At 39.6% G+C, this 17,126-nt stretch carries 20 protein-coding genes; all 20 read right to left on the bottom strand.

What is annotated here, in order from left to right; all coding sequences use genetic code 11:
* Positions 1-198: 198 nt before the first annotated feature.
* The 20 genes from G586_RS23350 to G586_RS0115195 all read right to left on the bottom strand — a co-directional run bounded on the left by G586_RS23350 (position 199) and on the right by G586_RS0115195 (position 16,679).
* On the bottom strand, positions 199-522 hold the full coding sequence (locus G586_RS23350; RefSeq protein ID WP_035773424.1) for a MazG-like family protein: 324 nt from the start codon (positions 520-522) through the stop codon (positions 199-201).
* 42 nt (positions 523-564) lie between these two features.
* Positions 565-1,743, bottom strand: coding sequence for a sensor histidine kinase (locus G586_RS0115295; RefSeq protein ID WP_196811621.1), 1,179 nt, complete (start codon positions 1,741-1,743; stop codon positions 565-567).
* A 63-nt stretch (positions 1,744-1,806) separates the two neighbouring features.
* Positions 1,807-2,538: a LytR/AlgR family response regulator transcription factor gene (locus G586_RS0115290; protein WP_026528427.1), complete on the bottom strand. Its 732-nt coding sequence runs from the start codon at positions 2,536-2,538 to the stop codon at positions 1,807-1,809.
* A gap of 190 nt (positions 2,539-2,728) precedes the next feature.
* Positions 2,729-3,205 carry a GNAT family N-acetyltransferase gene (locus G586_RS0115285; RefSeq protein ID WP_026528426.1) on the bottom strand — a complete coding sequence of 159 codons (477 nt, stop codon included), beginning with the start codon at positions 3,203-3,205 and terminating at the stop codon, positions 2,729-2,731.
* A 13-nt stretch (positions 3,206-3,218) separates the two neighbouring features.
* Positions 3,219-3,713: a GNAT family N-acetyltransferase gene (locus tag G586_RS23345; protein ID WP_196811620.1), complete on the bottom strand. Its 495-nt coding sequence runs from the start codon at positions 3,711-3,713 to the stop codon at positions 3,219-3,221.
* Positions 3,706-4,158 (bottom strand): GNAT family N-acetyltransferase, encoded by a 453-nt coding sequence (locus G586_RS0115275; protein WP_026528425.1) that lies wholly within the window; start codon positions 4,156-4,158, stop codon positions 3,706-3,708. Before G586_RS0115275 ends, G586_RS23345 begins: the two co-directional genes overlap by 8 nt.
* 238 nt (positions 4,159-4,396) lie before the next feature.
* Positions 4,397-5,929, bottom strand: a complete 1,533-nt coding sequence (locus G586_RS0115265; RefSeq protein WP_242832037.1) for a lipopolysaccharide biosynthesis protein — start codon at positions 5,927-5,929, stop codon at positions 4,397-4,399.
* Positions 5,930-6,105: 176 nt separating this feature from the next.
* A complete protein-coding gene (locus tag G586_RS26280; RefSeq protein WP_155834208.1) occupies positions 6,106-6,276 on the bottom strand; it encodes a response regulator in 171 nt (56 codons plus the stop codon).
* 188 nt (positions 6,277-6,464) lie between these two features.
* The gene (locus G586_RS0115255; RefSeq protein WP_026528423.1) at positions 6,465-7,274 is read right to left on the bottom strand and encodes a hypothetical protein; all 810 of its coding nucleotides are present in this window, start codon (positions 7,272-7,274) and stop codon (positions 6,465-6,467) included.
* A 14-nt stretch (positions 7,275-7,288) separates the two neighbouring features.
* Positions 7,289-8,110: an ImmA/IrrE family metallo-endopeptidase gene (locus tag G586_RS0115250; RefSeq protein WP_026528422.1), complete on the bottom strand. Its 822-nt coding sequence runs from the start codon at positions 8,108-8,110 to the stop codon at positions 7,289-7,291.
* Positions 8,110-8,487 (bottom strand): helix-turn-helix domain-containing protein, encoded by a 378-nt coding sequence (locus G586_RS0115245; RefSeq protein ID WP_026525278.1) that lies wholly within the window; start codon positions 8,485-8,487, stop codon positions 8,110-8,112. Before G586_RS0115245 ends, G586_RS0115250 begins: the two co-directional genes overlap by 1 nt.
* A gap of 323 nt (positions 8,488-8,810) precedes the next feature.
* Complete coding sequence (locus G586_RS26275; RefSeq protein ID WP_051204835.1) at positions 8,811-10,160, bottom strand: hypothetical protein; 1,350 nt, start codon at positions 10,158-10,160, stop codon at positions 8,811-8,813.
* Positions 10,126-10,287: a hypothetical protein gene (locus G586_RS26270; protein WP_155834206.1), complete on the bottom strand. Its 162-nt coding sequence runs from the start codon at positions 10,285-10,287 to the stop codon at positions 10,126-10,128. The genes G586_RS26275 and G586_RS26270 overlap by 35 nt, the downstream gene beginning before the upstream one ends.
* Positions 10,288-10,306: 19 nt before the next feature.
* Positions 10,307-10,969, bottom strand: a complete 663-nt coding sequence (locus G586_RS23330; protein WP_035773423.1) for a hypothetical protein — start codon at positions 10,967-10,969, stop codon at positions 10,307-10,309.
* Positions 10,970-11,019: 50 nt separating this feature from the next.
* Complete coding sequence (locus G586_RS0115220) at positions 11,020-11,889, bottom strand: hypothetical protein (RefSeq protein ID WP_155834205.1); 870 nt, start codon at positions 11,887-11,889, stop codon at positions 11,020-11,022.
* Between the two features lie 70 nt (positions 11,890-11,959).
* Positions 11,960-12,961: a M56 family metallopeptidase gene (locus G586_RS0115215; protein ID WP_196811619.1), complete on the bottom strand. Its 1,002-nt coding sequence runs from the start codon at positions 12,959-12,961 to the stop codon at positions 11,960-11,962.
* Between the two features lie 273 nt (positions 12,962-13,234).
* Positions 13,235-13,630: a BlaI/MecI/CopY family transcriptional regulator gene (locus G586_RS0115210; protein ID WP_026528419.1), complete on the bottom strand. Its 396-nt coding sequence runs from the start codon at positions 13,628-13,630 to the stop codon at positions 13,235-13,237.
* A gap of 122 nt (positions 13,631-13,752) precedes the next feature.
* Entirely contained in the window at positions 13,753-14,364 is a 612-nt protein-coding gene (locus G586_RS0115205; RefSeq protein ID WP_026528418.1) for a hypothetical protein, read from the bottom strand.
* Positions 14,365-14,557: 193 nt separating this feature from the next.
* Positions 14,558-15,928, bottom strand: coding sequence for a sensor histidine kinase (locus G586_RS0115200; RefSeq protein WP_026528417.1), 1,371 nt, complete (start codon positions 15,926-15,928; stop codon positions 14,558-14,560).
* 37 nt (positions 15,929-15,965) lie between these two features.
* Positions 15,966-16,679, bottom strand: a complete 714-nt coding sequence (locus G586_RS0115195; protein ID WP_026528416.1) for a LytR/AlgR family response regulator transcription factor — start codon at positions 16,677-16,679, stop codon at positions 15,966-15,968.
* Between the last annotated feature and the right edge of the window lie 447 nt (positions 16,680-17,126).

Genomic DNA, 17,126 nt, shown 5'->3' with positions numbered 1-17,126 from the left:
CAATCCGGGTATCCCCAATAGTGGTGGGAATGGACATAAAAGAACAAATATAATAATCCATATTCCTACAATACAAAAAATCAAATTTTTCATATATACCCCATCAACATTCTAAAAAAGTCATCCAAACTGCAGTTCACATCATTACTATAAATTCATATTCCCACTGCGATTGGATATGATAAAATGCGTTATAAATCACACACCTCTGCTTTTCAAATATTCATCTTCATCCGACCTTGCCTTTATGAACGCATCCTCAAGATCAATTTCATAATAATCTGCTAAGCGAATTACCTGGGCAATCACGTCGGCCATTTCGTTTCCAAGTCTTTCATCGATAACAGGATCATTGTCAGAAAAAGCATAATATTTTTCTTTAAGCATGACCTGCTTAGCAAGTTCCCCAACTTGTTTTATTAGTTCAATCATTGTGCCCTGAGCTTTCCATTCACTAGCCTCTATCTTGTTGAACCTATGCACAATGTCCATATACATCTCTTGCATATTTCTAAAATCCATTGCCACAAACCTCCTCTTATTCGAAATTTCGCCCCTAAAGACTCACTCCATCGGAATCATTCCCTCAGCAACAAACATGTTCTCTTCTACTGATATCTCAAGTGTTCCATTTTGCTCATTCACCAGATCCTGAACGCTTCTTAGTCCAATCCCATGACTGTCTTTGCTCTTTCTGCCATGAATACGCCCATTATCGATATTTACTATTCCGCTAAATGTATTCTTGATCTGCAAAAACAGCATTCCTCCTGAATATTTCATAGTCAGGAAGAGCTCTTTATCTTCTGCTTTTGACGCAGCATCTATCGCATTTTCCAGAAGATTTCCAACAACTACATTAAGCTTGCATCTGGATACATCCATATCCTCCGGAATCTTTACATCGCAGGTAACTTCTATTTGATGGTTCCTGGCATTATCAAGTAGATAATTGATAAGACTGTCAGTTTCATACTCACCGGTATGGACCAGCCTCTTTGAATCAGCAAATGTCCCTCGTAATTCCTCGATATAAGAACATATCTGTTCATCTTCACCTTGCTTTGCCAAACCTTCTATTTCAAACAGATGATGGCGGAGATCATGCCTGAAATTCTCTTCTTTTCTGTTTGAAATGCGCATCAGCTCCATCTCATGCCTGTAAGCTTCAACCTCTCGTTCAAGGTATATTTTCCTCATCTTGTCTCCGAGATTAATAGCCAGTCTGTTGTACAATACGATGGACAGCGCAGATATTCCGACGACGCATATACAGGCAATTAGTCTGTATACCCCAGATTCCATAGCAGTTACACAGTATAAGATCACTGCCGCCATAACCGGGAATCCTGATAGGACAATCATCTCTTTTCCGACTACATCCCAGGTCTTTTCCTTGCGGATTGTAACCCCCAGGATTCTTTCCAATATAAGCAGAAAGATAACCGTAAATGGCTGACTGTAGAAATAATCAGAGCTACTCAAAAAAGGGGTAGTTATTGCATAGGCCAGCATATCGCAGGCAGCTCCTAATACAGCAATTATCATGCTTACCAGTATTTTCTTTAGCAGACTGCCCTCATATGCACTTGCTATTAGTATCATCAGCAGAATGTTTACAATGAGATTTATGGCCGGCATATGTAAAAGTTCATTAACAGCAATAGTACCCACGAACCAGCACAAAGAATATACTTCTCTTTTCACTCTGTTATCTGAATCAAACAGGAGAAAATCCCCCATAAACCGCCTGATCACAAGAAGCAGTAAAAAATTACATAAAACATTTATCAGATAGTATTCCATTTAACCCTCGCAACACATTTTCTTCCATCGGGAAAAGATTTTATTCTTAAAGGACTCAGCATATTTACGGCTGATGCTAATCTGCTCTCCATTATTCATAACCACATGGTCATTGCCGGTCTTTTTTAGGGCATTTAAATTGATCACATAAGAATTATGAATCTGAGCAAAGTAATCCGGGAGCTTTTTTATTTCTTCTGAAAGCTTGCCATAATAGTCTATGGTCTCATCGCGACAGACTATGCTAACTATTCTTTTATTACTGAATAAATACAGGATATCCTTACAGCTGATAGCGATTTCTTCCCTTCCGACCTTACATGTAAAATAGTCGCCTGATTCTCCTATGATCTCAAAGCCACGCTTCAGAGCCTTAAATAATGTCTCTTCTGTTACCGGCTTAACAAGGAAGTCCAATGGCTGTACCGAAAACAGCTTCATTGCATAGGTTTCTTTTGATGAAACATATATGATCTGAGTGTGAAAGTTTCTATTTTCTTCACGCAGGAATTTCCCTACATCAATGCCGCTCAACCTGGCCAGTTCTATATCAAGTATCAGAAAGTCATATGCCGCTCCGCATCTGATGTTTTCTATAAGTGATTCGCCTGTATAAAAAATCTCTGTGTCGAAGTTCACACCAATCTGATGCGAATTGTTTACCAGAATGTCTTTTATTTCCTGGCATGTCAGTGATTCGTCATCACATATTGCTATCCTGTAAGTATTCATTACCTCTCCCTTAGGTCAAATGTACTCTCATATGCACAAGGAAATTATAGCATCCATATACGCTTGAAAATGGTAATTGTAATAATTAACGCCCAGATTGTAATAATTTACATCTGCACTATGAAATAAGATTTCGCATGTGAAAGAAAAATAAGGTACCGCTAAAACACCGGTACCCATCATCATATAACTATTTAACCATTCTTATTTCTGTAGCACCAAGACTCTTAATCTCTTTTTGTGTCCCATCCTCTTTAAAACCATATTTCTTATAAAAGCTGATAGCTCGAGGATTGTCCTTAAGTACCCACAGCTCTTTTGTATGATAGTCTTTCAGGTGTTCAAGACCTACATCCATGAGTTTCTTAGAAACTCCGGTGCCATAATAATCTGATAAAACATAGATAGCGTTAATTTCTCCAACTCCCAGAGCATCTTTGCCTTTTCCAAAGTAGCAGACAAATCCAACAACCTTATCCCCATCCAAAGCAACATATGTATTCTCAGGCCACTGAAAAGCCCATTCCTCACACTTCTCCAGCGTGAGCTTGTTCAAATAGTCTTTGCTTACAATATTTTCATAGGCCTCGTGCCAGGATTTCCAATGCACATATGCTTTACCCTTTTTCTCACTGTCTGTTTCCATCGCTTTTATTATGATTCCCATGCCATAATCTCCCTTACACAATTCTAAAATCCTTAACTTGTTGTGATATTCTGACAGTGCCTCCACGAATAAGTTGTTCGCCTATTTCATGGAATTCCATTTTTGCGTGAAAAGCCATACTTTCTTCATTATATGGAACAGTTGTAATCGCAGCTGCCACTATCTCTATGTCTTTTTCTCTTGCATAATCAAATGCACATTGATAGAGCTTTCGCCCAAAACCTCTTTTCCAGTATTTTTTATCAACAACAACTCGGTCTATATAAAGAAATCTTGGATACCGCTCTTCAAACCATCTATAGCTCCTGAAATCATAGTCCTTAAGTCCTTCTCGTAAAGCAATGATAAAGCCGGCAGGATTCTCATCTACGTAGATAACATGAAAGAGCACTGCTTTTTCTGCAAGGTATTCCAGTTCTTCTCTGTCCGTAGGTATCAGGACATCGACATTTTCTTCATTTAATTTAAGGATATAATCATAAACCTTAGGTTCTATTCTTTTAATCATCAGCATATACCTTAAATTCATACCACTCTTCATCTGTTTTCTTAAATCCTATCGATTCAAACATGCACTGACTCTGTGTATTAAAGGAATAGATATTAGCCTTGACTGTCTGCATGCCTTTTTCTTTCGCCAATCTCAGCATATCCTGAATGCAACGTCTTCCAATATGCTGATTCTGATATTCCTTACATACCACAATGGCAACTTCCGCATTATCTCTTAGAGAGACATCACCAACCAGAGTGCCCTTGTACTCTATGTAGTAACAATCTCCATGCGCGCAGAGATAATCATACATACAATGCAAAAGCTCCAGATCATATGGTTCATCCCTGTTGTCAACCTGTTTACATACATCAAGGTCCTGATACCAGGGAAGTGATACCTCATCATTTCTGTAATATGGAATCAGTCTTATTTCATCATCTATAATTCGTTCTTTCATCTTTATTTTGCCTAACCTATTCTTTTACAGGTGATACCATTAAACATCAAGCAGTCCTCTTCAAACGTTAGTTTAAGCATGCCACCCTTTCTGCCATATTCCTTGTCCCCAATCTGCACTCTTTGGCGACACATTCATGATATCGTCCAGGTCTTTTATCGCTTCCTGTAATATTTCCTCACATATACCCATGATCATTCTCCATATTACATACGCATATTTCTAATTATTCATTGCCTCACTTCTTCCAATTCCGGAGTTTCTCAAATAAATACTTAAACTCTTCGCTCCTGCCGTACAATATGAAATAAACTCCATTGAAGATCACCGTAATGATCAGCGCCATCAGGATAAATCCCGGAATGGTGAGGTTTGCAAGCATGAACTTACTGATATAATGGCATGAAACCATTACCGCAACAAGGCTCAAAAGATATTTCGCAGTATCCAGAAAGTAGCTGACAGCGTTCCTGTCAAAGCAGGCTCTGTAAATAATGATAGGCTTTGTAATATTCGCAATAAGTCCGGAAACAATGGTTCCGATGTAGACGCCGGTAATCCCGAGAGGTGTCTGCACAAGCCAGATTGACAGCACCAGATTGACCGCTCCCTGGATAAGTGCAAGATATTTGTCCGGCTCAAATACGCCTGCTGCAGTCTTGTAGTTACTCAGCACAATCCTGTCGCCCTTGAAATAATAGTCAATCAGGATACAGTAAACTGCCGCAGCAGGAAGAATCCACTTATCTCCAAGCCACAGCCTTATAAGCGGTGTCAAAAGAACCATGAAGACCACACAGGAAAACCCGTAAACCCAGGAAGCAAAAAACCTGTAGACCTTGAACATACTGTACTGCTTGTCTTTGGATTCAGTCGCTATGAGGTTTCCGAAGCTTGAAATAACAGAATTGAAAATGATGTTGACGAAATTGGAAACCGAGCTGATAACAAGATTGTAGTTGTCAACAACTCCTGCCATTCTTACTTCCACAAGTGAAGATATGATAAGAATGTCGGTCTGAAGTCTCGCCACATCGCCAACTTTGTGATAAACGAGTGCCTTTGTCTTTTTCCAGATCTCGTTGCTCTCTTCTTTCGATAGCTTTTGAACGTTCTTTTCTCTGAGATACGGATAAAGATTGTCGAGATATCTATACACAAAAATTTTCTGAATGAGCTGAATAATCGCATCCGTTATCAAAAAGAAATAGAAATTCCTGGTAATGACAAGAACGATAATCTGACAGAAGACCGTTATTATCTTGGTAATTGTGATGATGTTTGACTGAATATAGTTCTTCTGTTCAGCATTTACCAGGCTGTATTTATATGCCACAAAGTAGCTGCTGACTGTGTTAAACAGGAAGATAAGATAAAAAAGAACCAGATCCCTCGAAGATACTCCGGGGTTCTTAACGAGATATTTGATGAATGGCGCAAGCGCAAGACCGATTCCTGCGACAACCATGGCGATGACAAAATATGCCTTCCGGTACAGCTGCATGTAGGACTTGATCTTCTCTTTTTCGCCGCGGGCAACAGGCCCGTAGAGGCTGAAGTTCAGCGCCGTTCCAATGCCAAGCTCCGCCATGTTAAGGATTGACAAAACATTTGTATATGTGCTGTTGATTCCCAGAAGAGTGTCAGCAAGGTACAGGATAAAAATTTTGCGCAGCACAAAGCTCATGAGCATGGTCGCAACCTGCCCAACATACCCGAACATGATATTCCTTGTCGCTGACTTGACTCTTCCCAAACTCTGCTCTCCCATATACTTTTCCTCTCCAACACTGACACTAATTACAGGTAAGACTTACATCATTGTATTCCGGATCCTGTCCCCAGAGCTAGCCAAGCCGATAAACCTTATTCCCAGCCATTTTTATATCAAGTTCCTTAACCCAGTCATCACTATTCTTGATCAGACCGGAATCCGCATCCGGTAATTCATGCTCTTTTGATATCCAAAAGTACAAAAGAAACTGTACCAAGAGACAGCTGTTCTTTTGCTTCACTTATGCTCTCACAAGACACAATCTGCCTGTCATTTTCTTTTAAAGCCTTACATAGCCCCTGATTTAAAGTTATATCGTCCTCAACAATAAGAATCTGTTCCATAGCTCCTCACCTAATAACATCTTTTGTGTCATATTCCAAAGGCGTGTTTTAACATCATTTTCACACGATAATCTTTTAATGCGCAAAAAAGCATGCATTTTCATTACCAAAACACATGCTTCTATGATATCACAACATCAAATACTTGTTATCGTGCAGAACACTGCCCTTCATTTTTTTATATAATCCTATTCCTTATATCTTAGATTACCATTCAGCAGCACATCAAATTTACCGGCATACATTTCATCAATGACCTGTTCGCAAGGCACTCTGCAATATCGCATTTCTTTTGATGTGTCATGAACCCTAAAAGTGGTCTGTTTGTTCTTCCGGCTTTCTTCAAGATACGAGTCCAAATACGGCTGCGCCTCTTCTCTTGTCATGTTAGCATCCACATTAAGCCGCATAAACGATGATAAGACACTGATGCACCTTGCACCTCCAAGACTTACTATGCCATTCCGAGCATTTCTATCATCCGAACAAAAGACATATATCTGCTCGCCAAGCTTTGTACTAAGCATCTGAAGAAGGACATAGCTTTTAAGCTCTCCAAGATTATTACCTGGTCCTATATCGTCACAGTCTTCCGAAAGCTCCTTCAAAAACTGTTCTTTTGTAGTCTTAGAATAATTGACACCCTGAATTCTCTTAAACTGTTCTTCAAAATATCCGCTTCTATATGCCTCACACCCATTTTTCAACATGTTAGAATACATAGCCACTGCTGAATCCGAGTATATAGCCTTTAGTTCATCAACAATCTCTTCGTCCGTAATACAATGAACCACTCCAGATGATATCTTTTTCTCAAGCCACTCAGGAGAGCCTGCAATATTATGTCTTTGGAGTTCTGTTTTTATCTGTTCATGACAATAGAAGCGATACCCCGGCATCTCCGTTATACGATCAATCAGCTTATTCTCTTCATCCTTACGGATCAAATGCGTCTTGGAAATAAAATCAGTATCAAGAAGAGCATATTTCTCTTTCATCAAATGCCCACCTCTTAGCCTTCCGCGAGAAAGCCCTTTCTGATTTTTTCCAAATACTCCATATCCGATTTCTCACGGCTTTCGGTCAGAAGTTCCTGTTCTTTGTTGTACTCCATATCATCAAGGAGACTTCCAAGATATGAAAGGTCCTTACTATTTTGTTGCCATTTTAAAGCTTTACCCGTAAGTTTAATTCTTTCTGAAACATAATCAGCGTCACATTCCAGTAGTTCTTTGGCTTTACTATTTGACATATCATGGTTCTCAACAAGCCTCAGTACCACCGCCTTGTACGGAAGTGCAAACAATTCCATCAAGATAAGGACATCATCAACAGATATCTTATCCGCAGCAATACCATATAGCTTGATCTGCTCATCCAATATTCCGTCAGGCATTAGAAGTAATCCAGCAAAAGCGTTTGCCTCAAGATCCTCCTGAGATTTCGCAGTATCATCCGCAGTTTTTGAATCCAATAATGAGCCGCTTGCTATGGTACTAGGGTCTATATCTTCAGCATAGCAGTGAATGTGGTACAGCTCATGAGCAACAGCAAATATCTGTTTACAAAGAGCCAAGCCGGAATTGACGCAAAGAAATATTGTTCCTTTTTTTACAAAGGTAAATGCCCATAATTCATCATCCTTAAAAGGATATCTGAGCACTTCCAGCGTTAATTCCCTTTTTCTGGCATAGTTTTCAGCAATGCTAAATATGGAATCACGGATAATCGTGCTTCCACAATAATTTACAGAAAAAGCTTTTGCCAAAGCATTTATGCTCTCAAACTGTTTAGGCTGCTTGCCAAACAGGCTTTCTTCTAATATATTCCCCATTAGTCATTCCCCCAAGGCTGCATCATGGCATTTCCATTTTCACGTACTCTCTTGTGGAAAAGAATCATATCTGAAAGTTCATCAGCTATTTTCAGTGCCTGTCTTGCCTCTTCAGACTGAACTTTGCCCATAAAAGCATGGACAATATCAGTATCCCCATATTCAGGAGAAATCCTTGTGAGTTCCTCCATCCTTACACCAAGGTATTCAGCTATAGACTTAAGTTCAATGGCATTAATCATGCGTGCACCATTCAGCATCTTATTCACCGTCTGCTTATTTGTTCCAAGTGCTTCTGCAAGATCTGTCTGTTTTTTATTCTGTTTCTTAAGCAGCTTAAGTATATTGCCTGCAATCATCATATTCATATCAATCATTAAAAGTGTTCCTCCTATCGTTTGCATGTAATAGGTTTTTACACTTATATCGTACATCCGCCCCTTATAATAGTCAATATTACATATACTTTTGATTATATCTGCTTGCAGTAGTCACCAATAGAGTTACTAAAATTTCAGTATAGTTCCCTTTAATAACAAGTACCACGAATTTTCCTGTGACCATAGCCATTTATGGATATATATGCGTAACAGCCTATATTTTTATTAATACAGAAAAAGCTGGGGAACTGTCACTTACCCCAGCCTTCTGATATATTATTTAACAGCTACCCTCCTGATCACCATACGGTTCAATGATCTTATTCCTTCTTATCAACAGCCCGTGGTAGCAGTGATGAAAGTGCATCCGAATATCTTCCCTGGCTATTATACGATCCACCAACTCTTGCTGCTGCGTTAGTAATCGCCATTCCTTTGTCACTCATCTTTGACGCAAACGAATTATACCCAGTGAAAAGTGTCTTTAGTGTTTTTATATCTGAACTCTTAAGCTTATCCTCATCCACCTCAAGCTTATTATTGGCTCCTACACTTATGCCCACCTTGTTTAATAGATCCTCATTTACTTCAGTTGTTTTAATCATCGATGTAGCAGAACGTAGCACATCTTTGGTGTTTGACTCTGCAGCACCATCCAATGTTCGGTTGTAACTATCCACAAAGCTCTTAACAGCCTTGCCAATGCTATCCCAATCGTACTCTTCAGTTACTGTCTCTTCACCTGTTTCCTCATTTTTAGTAGTCTTCTGCTTTTTTTGCCAAAGAGAGTCCTTCATCAGATTCTGCGCAGCTTTCGTCAATGTGCCTGCATTACTTGCCATGGAATTAAGCTTTGCATGCGAGTCCTTACCTGCAGCAGCATTTTCTGCTTTCTGCTTGGCATAGTATGCTTTCACAAGCTTTTTGTACGAGCCATTTCGGAGCATAGCATAATCAGAAACACTAAAAGGACTTGTTGCACTTGTGCTGGTATTTATATTTAGCCCCGATAAAAAAGAGCTTGCATTCTGATTATAATCGCTGAAATCATAATCAGATTTATCATAATAACTACCACTTAATGAGTCTCTTATCGTTGACATCTCCTTGCCCTCCTTTGCTTCACTGTGGATCATTATTTCTTCAGATATCTGCTGTCCTGTTAGATTCTGCGCCTCCAGGCTTTGATCAATTTCCATTTCTTCAGGGTTCTCTTCCATCTCCTCAATGGATTCTTCCATCTCTTCCATTTCATCAGAGATATCCTCGAGTTCATCCGCAACATCCGCAAGAAGTCCATCGCTCTTCGTGGCTCCTGTTGCTTCTTCGATAAGCTCTTCTTTGCGTTCTTCGGGTGTCTTGGGTGCTGCTTTCTTGGCTGCTTCAGCAATCTTCTCTCCGGTCTCCCATGCCTCATCAAGCATATGAAATACCTGTTCATGGTTGTATTCCGCTTTAACCGCAGATATCTGATTATCATAGTCTTCAATCATTTGAAGTTTCTTCTTGATATCTTCAATGGACTCAGACTGTATATTTTTGAGGTTATGCTTTTGGTTCTCGATAAACGCAATCTGATTATCGCGTTTTTGCTGCCGTTCCATTCGGTTCTGTTCTGCCTTGGAGGAAAAATTATTAAACAGTTTTAAACCCTGTACATTTATGTTCATATGTACTCTCCAATACTCTTTCTAACTCTTCAATCTGCTCTTGTGTGATATATGAATCCTTTTCCATTGAGAAAAAAGATTCCAGCAATGCTATTGCTTTCGCATATATGCTTTTAATCCATCCCATATGCAGATCCTCCCATAGATTATTGCTCAGTAGCATTTGCTGTAGTAGCTGCAGTCTCCTCTTCCTTCGACTTATAATAATCATCAAAAAGCTTGTTTGCTGCCTTCAATGTTTCATTACATATGGATGGAAGCTCTCTCCCCCATGCACCTGTAGCCAGATTGAATCCCTTTTCCATAGCCTTCTGCATCTTTTTCATTTTCTCTACATCATCGCCTGCAAGAGCTGATGCAAAGTCAAAAAGTCTCTGAGAAGTCTGCTTTACACCATAATATCCATCTTCAGAAATATCCTTTTGTGCCTGAGCTTTAGTTGCTGCATCTACCTTGAAATTGCCACCAGCCAGTCTTTTCCAAAAGCTGTCATCTGTTGCCTTTCCAAAAGCTGAAACCTGACCTTCCAATGTTTTCCTGACAATTTCCAGAAGCTTGTTTCTCTGATCCTCTTCAGCATGTTTCATCTGCTGAACTATTGCTGCTCTGTCTGCAGGTGACTTCTTATTTATGCTATATAACCCTGCATCCTTTTCAGCCGTCTTCTCGTAAACTGCCGCAGATTCTTTATTCTCGCTTGCTACTTCCTGAACACTGTCAGTTTTCTTTCCATTTTCAGAACTATAGTTTTCTGTGTTCATGACTGAATAATCAGTATTCTGAATGTTTCCTACTAATCCTGTACTCATAACAAATACCTCCTTTATTAACATCTGTTAATCATTTAGTTATAAAAAAGCTATATTTCTGCATCAACCATGCCACCTACTTCTGTCATTCCAGAGTCCTGTACCATCACGGGCATCTCATCTCCGCCAAGTGATAGCGAAACACCGCTATCAAAACCTGATGAAACTGACGATTTCCCCAAATTCTCTTTTTCTGCCTGAAGTCTTTCAAACATTGCCTTTAGATATTTTAAGTCAGCCTTCATGATATCCCTTGCTTCATCAGATCTGTGTTTAGCCTTTAGCTGTTCAAGATCCTGCGGCTCCATGGCTCCTGAAAGTGCCTCAGCCATCTCATCTAGCTCCTGATCTAGCTGAGCCGTTTCCTCAGCCTCTTCATACATCTCCTCAGCAGACATTTCCAGCTTTTCCATAAGAGCTTCGAACTCTTCCTGTTCAAGTTCCCTTATTTCCTCATCCGACTGAACTTTTTCTAAAGGATTTTCCTGCTCAGAAGGCAATCCTTCGTCCATATTCTGCTCAGCAGTTTCTTCCATTTTCAGGTTCTTCTTTTTCTTCTCACAGGCACGTTGAACCATTTCCGCATGCAGGATTGCCCTCAGAATCTCTTCATCATCGTATTCTCCGGTTTTCAGCTTCTTCTGAAGGTTCCCGATTTTCATCCTGATCCCGATTGAAACCTGAGCAGCTTTTGCGGAAGTCTTGGCACTTAATACCTGTGCTGAAACCTGCTTGAAGCTATACATAGCAGGTCTCTTCTTTTTAGAGCTGTTACTCGTTTTCCTTGGCCTGGACATAGAGATAGTCCCTACATGGTTACCATTAAGGTCATATAAGCGCTTTGAGTAATACTCTGTATTTCCTCTGATCTGTAGTTCATATCCATACATAGTTATCGCCTTCTCCACTTCGTTCCGCATACAGTCTTACTAAGCTCACAAGTTCGCTAAGTGCGACTAGCCTCCTTGCTTCGCTACGCATAAAGATTTTTCATAACCACATTATCATCCAGTTCCATACATCTATATCATCATGGTTCTCTATTCTGAACACTCCGTCCTTAATGTCAGATGCTGAAAATTCACCCCAGCCTCCTCCACCGCCTACTCCGGGTATTTTATAATATCCCCCGACAAATACAAATAGAGATTGCTCTTCTATTTCAGCATCAGGGTATGCTTCCTTTAAAGCTTCTCCATCAATATATATGTAATCCCCATCGTACCCTGTAACTACCTTTTCTTCTGTATCTTGCACAACCGTATCCATCTTTGTCATGCTGTAAATGCCACTTATATCCAACGGGTTATTACGCTTGTACGAAAAGCATTTTATTCCAAAGATTGAAGCTATAAGTGCCATTATGAAAAGGACACCACCGGCTAAAACCACTTTTCTGTTATAGCCATTCCTCTCAAGTATCCTGTGGATCCTTTTATTTAGCACCTTATAATTATCATCCCATGCAAAAAGGAACCCTTCTTCGCACTTCATGTTTTTTCGGGACAACATGATTTCCCTGGCATTTGCCAGAAGTGATTCACCATAATCAAAAGGATCAATCCCATTCATTTGCATAGTCACAGCATCACAAACATCTTCAAGATCCCTTTTTATGTACTTTGCAGCAATATGAAGAAAAACATTAGGCCACAAAAGACACCGCACCATATCATATCCGGCAATTATCCAAAGCTGTCCCAGTTTAATGTGAGTTTCTTCATGCTTTATAACTATAAGAGCATTCTGCACGTCAAGCTTTTCCGGAATAACTATTATAGGATGGATACAACCTATGCAGAAAGGGGAAATAGTACCCGGATATTTTCTAATTTCATTATCAAAGCCGCAGGTCGTGGCTTTATCCAGCCCCTTCACAAATTTATTTAGTCGCCTTCTTCTGTATATAAAATATGTCGCAAATATGAATATTCCAACTATATAGATAATTGAAACGATCCTGTGTGCACATAACAGATTCCATCTGCCCAATGTATACCACCCGGCTTTGGTTTCGAAAATAAGCTTAAGTTTTCCGCAAAATAAACAAAGGATCAATAGTCCCCAAGAAGCAGCCTTCGCAAATACTCTATCTGCTAAGACAGTCTTTCTAAGGAACATAATGATCCCCAAAACCAGTACTGATATAAGCGCACAGAAACCTAAAATGATCGAATAATAAACGACCAAAAATTCAAAAAACTGTGATAAATTTGTAAAGAATTGCTGCAGTCCTTGCATAACATACCTCTGCTCATCCGTGAGCTACTTATTCTTCTTTGCATTCTTTATAATGTTTTCAAGTTCCTTTATCTGATCTTCAGTAAGTGACTCTGCCTCCAGAAAAGCAAAAGCCGCACCTAGTTTATTTCCTCCAAAATAATTATTGGCAAAATCTATGCTCTTTTCACGTCTGCATTCTTCCTTTGTCTTTATGGGAAGATAATGATAAACTCTGCTATCTTTTTCATCTACTGTATATGAAATAAGATTCTTCTTGCACAGCCTGTTGATAAGAACTCTCACCATTCGCTGCGACATTTTGTCCTGTCCGGGAAGTTTCTCACATATCTCTACAGAAGTAAGGTCTCTTCCAGCATCCCAAAGTGTCTCCATTATCAGCCATTCACTCTCACTAGGAAGCATTTCTTCTCTTTTCATGAAAACCTCCTCAAAATGCCACATAATCCGATATGTTACCTTTTCATAATAACATATCGGATAATGTGTGTTAATAATTAATAGCTGTTAATGATTTTTTTGGATTTTTTATTTTTTTCGACTCAAGTCTCTACATCAATGCTAACACTGACACCTTCTGCTGCAGATACCTCTGCTCCGGTGGATTTTGCAATCTTTTCATTAATATGAGGCACTTTTGTATTATGTGTGGACTCTGAAACCACAGAAACCTTCACGCCACCGACATCGATCTGCTGTGCCTTTGCATTTTCTTCGTCTGAGAATCCTGATGCACTTGCCTGTGCATTTGCAACTCTGTCTGATTCTTCCGCTCTTCTTTCTGATGCAGCCTCCTGAAGATGCTGTTCCTGCCACCTTCTCTCAGCTCTCTTCTTTTCACGCGCTGCTTCATCTCTCTCATTCTCTTTCTGCAGGGTTGCATCAGCTTCCCTGGCTTTCTGCATTTCCTTATTAGTCTCAGCAATCTGCTCCATATTGTTATTTGCTATGTCTTCAGATCTTTTCTGAGTTTCAGCTAGTTCTTCTTTCTTTTTTGTGGTATCCACGCCGGATGCCTCATCTCTCTTGATCTCAGCATCCAGGACACCGGCCTTTCCATCCATCTGCTTCTTCACTCCCTGCTGAAGCTGTATCTGTTTCATGGATGTACTGGCAGATATAAGAGACTGAGTCATTACATTTGTTAAAGCCATCTTACTTACCTCCTTCGCTTCGCTCCGCATACAGTCTTACTAAGCTCGCGGTGCTCGCTAAGTGCGACTAGCATCCTTGTATTAAAAATGGAAGTTCTCTCATCTCTAACAAAGGCTTCGGAAAGTTAACCAAAAACCATTATAGATTTTTCACGAAACGACCTTTTTCAATCATGAATGGACTGGTTTTACATTAAATTACCATCATAGCTGTGAAAATAACTGTATCATCCTCCTGTTCCAGTTGTGTTGTTCCAAAATACTTTTCTGCAATTCTTCGCATATTTTTCAGTCCATACCCATGCTTATCAAAATCCGGCTTCGATGTTCTCACAAGTCCATCCTCATCAGAAATCCATAAAACACCGCTAAAACTGTTCCTGACCTGAACCATGAACATATCACCACTACGCCAGGATTTTATCTCCACGAAAGATTTATCCAGGTTTTCTGCAGCCCTTATAGCATTTGAAAGAGCATTATTCAGGATAACACCCACATCTATAGATTCTACTTTTCCTTCCTCCGGATAGTGAAAATCATCTACAAATCGTATTCCAGCATCTTCAGCTTGTCTCCGTTTCTCTGAAATCACTATATCCGTGACTGGATTTCCGGTCTTTGCATTTATGTCTACTGTATGGAAATCCTCAGACCAATCATTTAGGTATTGTAAAGCCTGATCACTACTGTTTTCCTTTATTAGATTACCGAGTACCATAATATGATTGTTGATATCATGCCTAATTCCACGGAAATCCGAATAGACCTTCTCCATGGAATGAACATGCCCTGAAAGTTCGTCGATCTGACTGTGTATAAGTGAGTTTTGCAGTACTTCTTCCTCTGATGCCTTTATCTTATGATAAAAATAAATTACCGCCATCATGGCAAGAAAAGCTATCACTCCGAACACAGCGCATATTCCATGATATACAGGATACCTATGCCCGAAATAGTCACCTGCAGCTTTTTCAAAGGCTTCCTCCATAAATGTACATATCCAGTATGATGCAATTATTGCTATGTATGTTGTGGACAAAAAAGCCAGCTCTCTCCATTCCATTAACTCTTTCTTGCGCTTGTATATGACCTTAATCAGATGAATTCCAAAGCTCAGAACAGCGCACCGTATTACCGCATGAATAGCCTGCGCCAAACCATAAAGCATAATCTGCTGTAAATCTCCTGTCACTTTTGGATTCATAAAAGTCACAGAGCTTATAAGATTCCATGGCAAAACAGCAAGCTCCATTGATATCCACAAAAGCAGATACATCGTCATTGATAAAAACATCATTTGCGGAGCGTTCACCCTCTCTACGAAAACGGAGGCAATACATACCGCACTGCAGCCAAGAGCATAGGCAATTACCCCGGAAAAGTTCACCGGAACAAAATACAATATAGACATCACTCCTGCATAGACCACTCCGAGTATAACTGTGCGCACTCTTCTTCTCAAAAAAGGTATGTAAAAAACCGAAACAAGCACTGCATTTAACAGCACATTTGCAATCATCGATATATTATTTACCTGGTCCCACATGGCTTCAGTAATCATTAATTCTCTTCACCTCTATAATTTTTGAAGTAATACCTTACTCAGCTCTCTTTTTGTTGTAATCCATCAGAGCTTTTACAAAAACCGGATAGTTTTGTTTTGAGATAAGTGCTTCACCCCTTGCCATATAGCACGTTCCAGAATCATACCTCTTTACAAATCGTAGATTTACAAGATATCCTCTATGAGTCCTTAAAAAATCATCACCTACAAGCTTTTCAAGTTCTGATAGATGTCCATAATATTCAATTTCATCAGTTCTTGTGTGTACGATTATCCTGGCACCATACACTTCTGCAAAAACAATGTCTGAAACACACAGCCTTATATGACTGCCTCGTGAGTTCAACATCACATACTTCTTTTGAGAATTAGTAGCCGATTTAGCAATTTCCACTTTTGCATCTTTTATCACATTAACCATCTTCTTATTTGAGAATGGCTTTACAAGGAAATGAAATGCTCTTACATCAAAAGCATCAAATACATACTGTTTTTCTCCAGTTATAAAAATGATAACAACCTCATCACTAATATCACGAAGTTTCCTGGCGACATCCATTCCAGACACTCCGGGCATCATAATATCCAGAAGAATAATATCAGGCATATAACCATCTTGTTCCACAACTCTCAAGACGTTTTCTCCAGTGCAAAAGCAACTAATCTCATCATCCGAAAACGATGCATTCAGTTCCGACACTATAATTTTTCTTATTCTTTCTTCATCATCGCATACTGCTATCTTCATAAATAAATTCCTTTCGGTTGTCGTAGGCGGAAACCCACTGCCCTTGGGCGGTGGGAGGAGCCTTGTAAATTGTTATCCAAGAACATACATGCTATAATGTACTCAACAGCAAGTTTTACGAGAAAACCGTTAGGTGCGCTGTTCACCAAAGGCACTCTTTGTACATTGGCAAGTATATATGAGGTTGTAACACATAAGTCTTGGTGTTACGTAAAATATACTCAAGCATTAGCGTTTACTGTACGGCATGGGAATATATTATCCGTGAGGTTAATATATAGAGTACCTGATACAGTTACAGATAAGCATGTCTTGTCTGTAAGGGGCGGTGTCGACCGTCCCATGATGCGACCCCACGGAAGTTACACCGACAAAATGTAGGAGTTATTGCAACAAACTACAGGGGAGTCGCAAGCCACGTACCTTTAGGTGCGTGGTAGTTGACAA

It is taken from the genome of Butyrivibrio sp. VCD2006 (assembly GCF_000423925.1).
Lineage (GTDB): Bacteria > Bacillota > Clostridia > Lachnospirales > Lachnospiraceae > Butyrivibrio.
The sequence above is the reverse complement of the archived record's forward strand: the minus strand, read 5'-3'. Positions and strand labels throughout refer to the sequence as shown.

What these genes read in the sequence shown, in the direction of transcription:
- G586_RS23350 (WP_035773424.1), bottom strand. Translation starts at nt 522, where the DNA reads ATGGATTTTAGAAATATGCAAGAGATGTATATGGACATTGTGCATAGG.
- G586_RS0115295 (WP_196811621.1), bottom strand. Translation starts at nt 1,743, where the DNA reads ATGGGGGATTTTCTCCTGTTTGATTCAGATAACAGAGTGAAAAGAGAA.
- G586_RS0115290 (WP_026528427.1), bottom strand. Translation starts at nt 2,538, where the DNA reads ATGAATACTTACAGGATAGCAATATGTGATGACGAATCACTGACATGC.
- G586_RS0115285 (WP_026528426.1), bottom strand. Translation starts at nt 3,205, where the DNA reads ATGGGAATCATAATAAAAGCGATGGAAACAGACAGTGAGAAAAAGGGT.
- G586_RS23345 (WP_196811620.1), bottom strand. Translation starts at nt 3,713, where the DNA reads ATGATTAAAAGAATAGAACCTAAGGTTTATGATTATATCCTTAAATTA.
- G586_RS0115275 (WP_026528425.1), bottom strand. Translation starts at nt 4,158, where the DNA reads ATGAAAGAACGAATTATAGATGATGAAATAAGACTGATTCCATATTAC.
- G586_RS0115265 (WP_242832037.1), bottom strand. Translation starts at nt 5,929, where the DNA reads ATGGGAGAGCAGAGTTTGGGAAGAGTCAAGTCAGCGACAAGGAATATC.
- G586_RS26280 (WP_155834208.1), bottom strand. Translation starts at nt 6,276, where the DNA reads ATGGAACAGATTCTTATTGTTGAGGACGATATAACTTTAAATCAGGGG.
- G586_RS0115255 (WP_026528423.1), bottom strand. Translation starts at nt 7,274, where the DNA reads ATGAAAGAGAAATATGCTCTTCTTGATACTGATTTTATTTCCAAGACG.
- G586_RS0115250 (WP_026528422.1), bottom strand. Translation starts at nt 8,110, where the DNA reads ATGGGGAATATATTAGAAGAAAGCCTGTTTGGCAAGCAGCCTAAACAG.
- G586_RS0115245 (WP_026525278.1), bottom strand. Translation starts at nt 8,487, where the DNA reads ATGATTGATATGAATATGATGATTGCAGGCAATATACTTAAGCTGCTT.
- G586_RS26275 (WP_051204835.1), bottom strand. Translation starts at nt 10,160, where the DNA reads ATGAACATAAATGTACAGGGTTTAAAACTGTTTAATAATTTTTCCTCC.
- G586_RS26270 (WP_155834206.1), bottom strand. Translation starts at nt 10,287, where the DNA reads ATGGGATGGATTAAAAGCATATATGCGAAAGCAATAGCATTGCTGGAA.
- G586_RS23330 (WP_035773423.1), bottom strand. Translation starts at nt 10,969, where the DNA reads ATGAGTACAGGATTAGTAGGAAACATTCAGAATACTGATTATTCAGTC.
- G586_RS0115220 (WP_155834205.1), bottom strand. Translation starts at nt 11,889, where the DNA reads ATGCGGAACGAAGTGGAGAAGGCGATAACTATGTATGGATATGAACTA.
- G586_RS0115210 (WP_026528419.1), bottom strand. Translation starts at nt 13,630, where the DNA reads ATGAAAAGAGAAGAAATGCTTCCTAGTGAGAGTGAATGGCTGATAATG.
- G586_RS0115205 (WP_026528418.1), bottom strand. Translation starts at nt 14,364, where the DNA reads ATGGCTTTAACAAATGTAATGACTCAGTCTCTTATATCTGCCAGTACA.
- G586_RS0115200 (WP_026528417.1), bottom strand. Translation starts at nt 15,928, where the DNA reads ATGATTACTGAAGCCATGTGGGACCAGGTAAATAATATATCGATGATT.
- G586_RS0115195 (WP_026528416.1), bottom strand. Translation starts at nt 16,679, where the DNA reads ATGAAGATAGCAGTATGCGATGATGAAGAAAGAATAAGAAAAATTATA.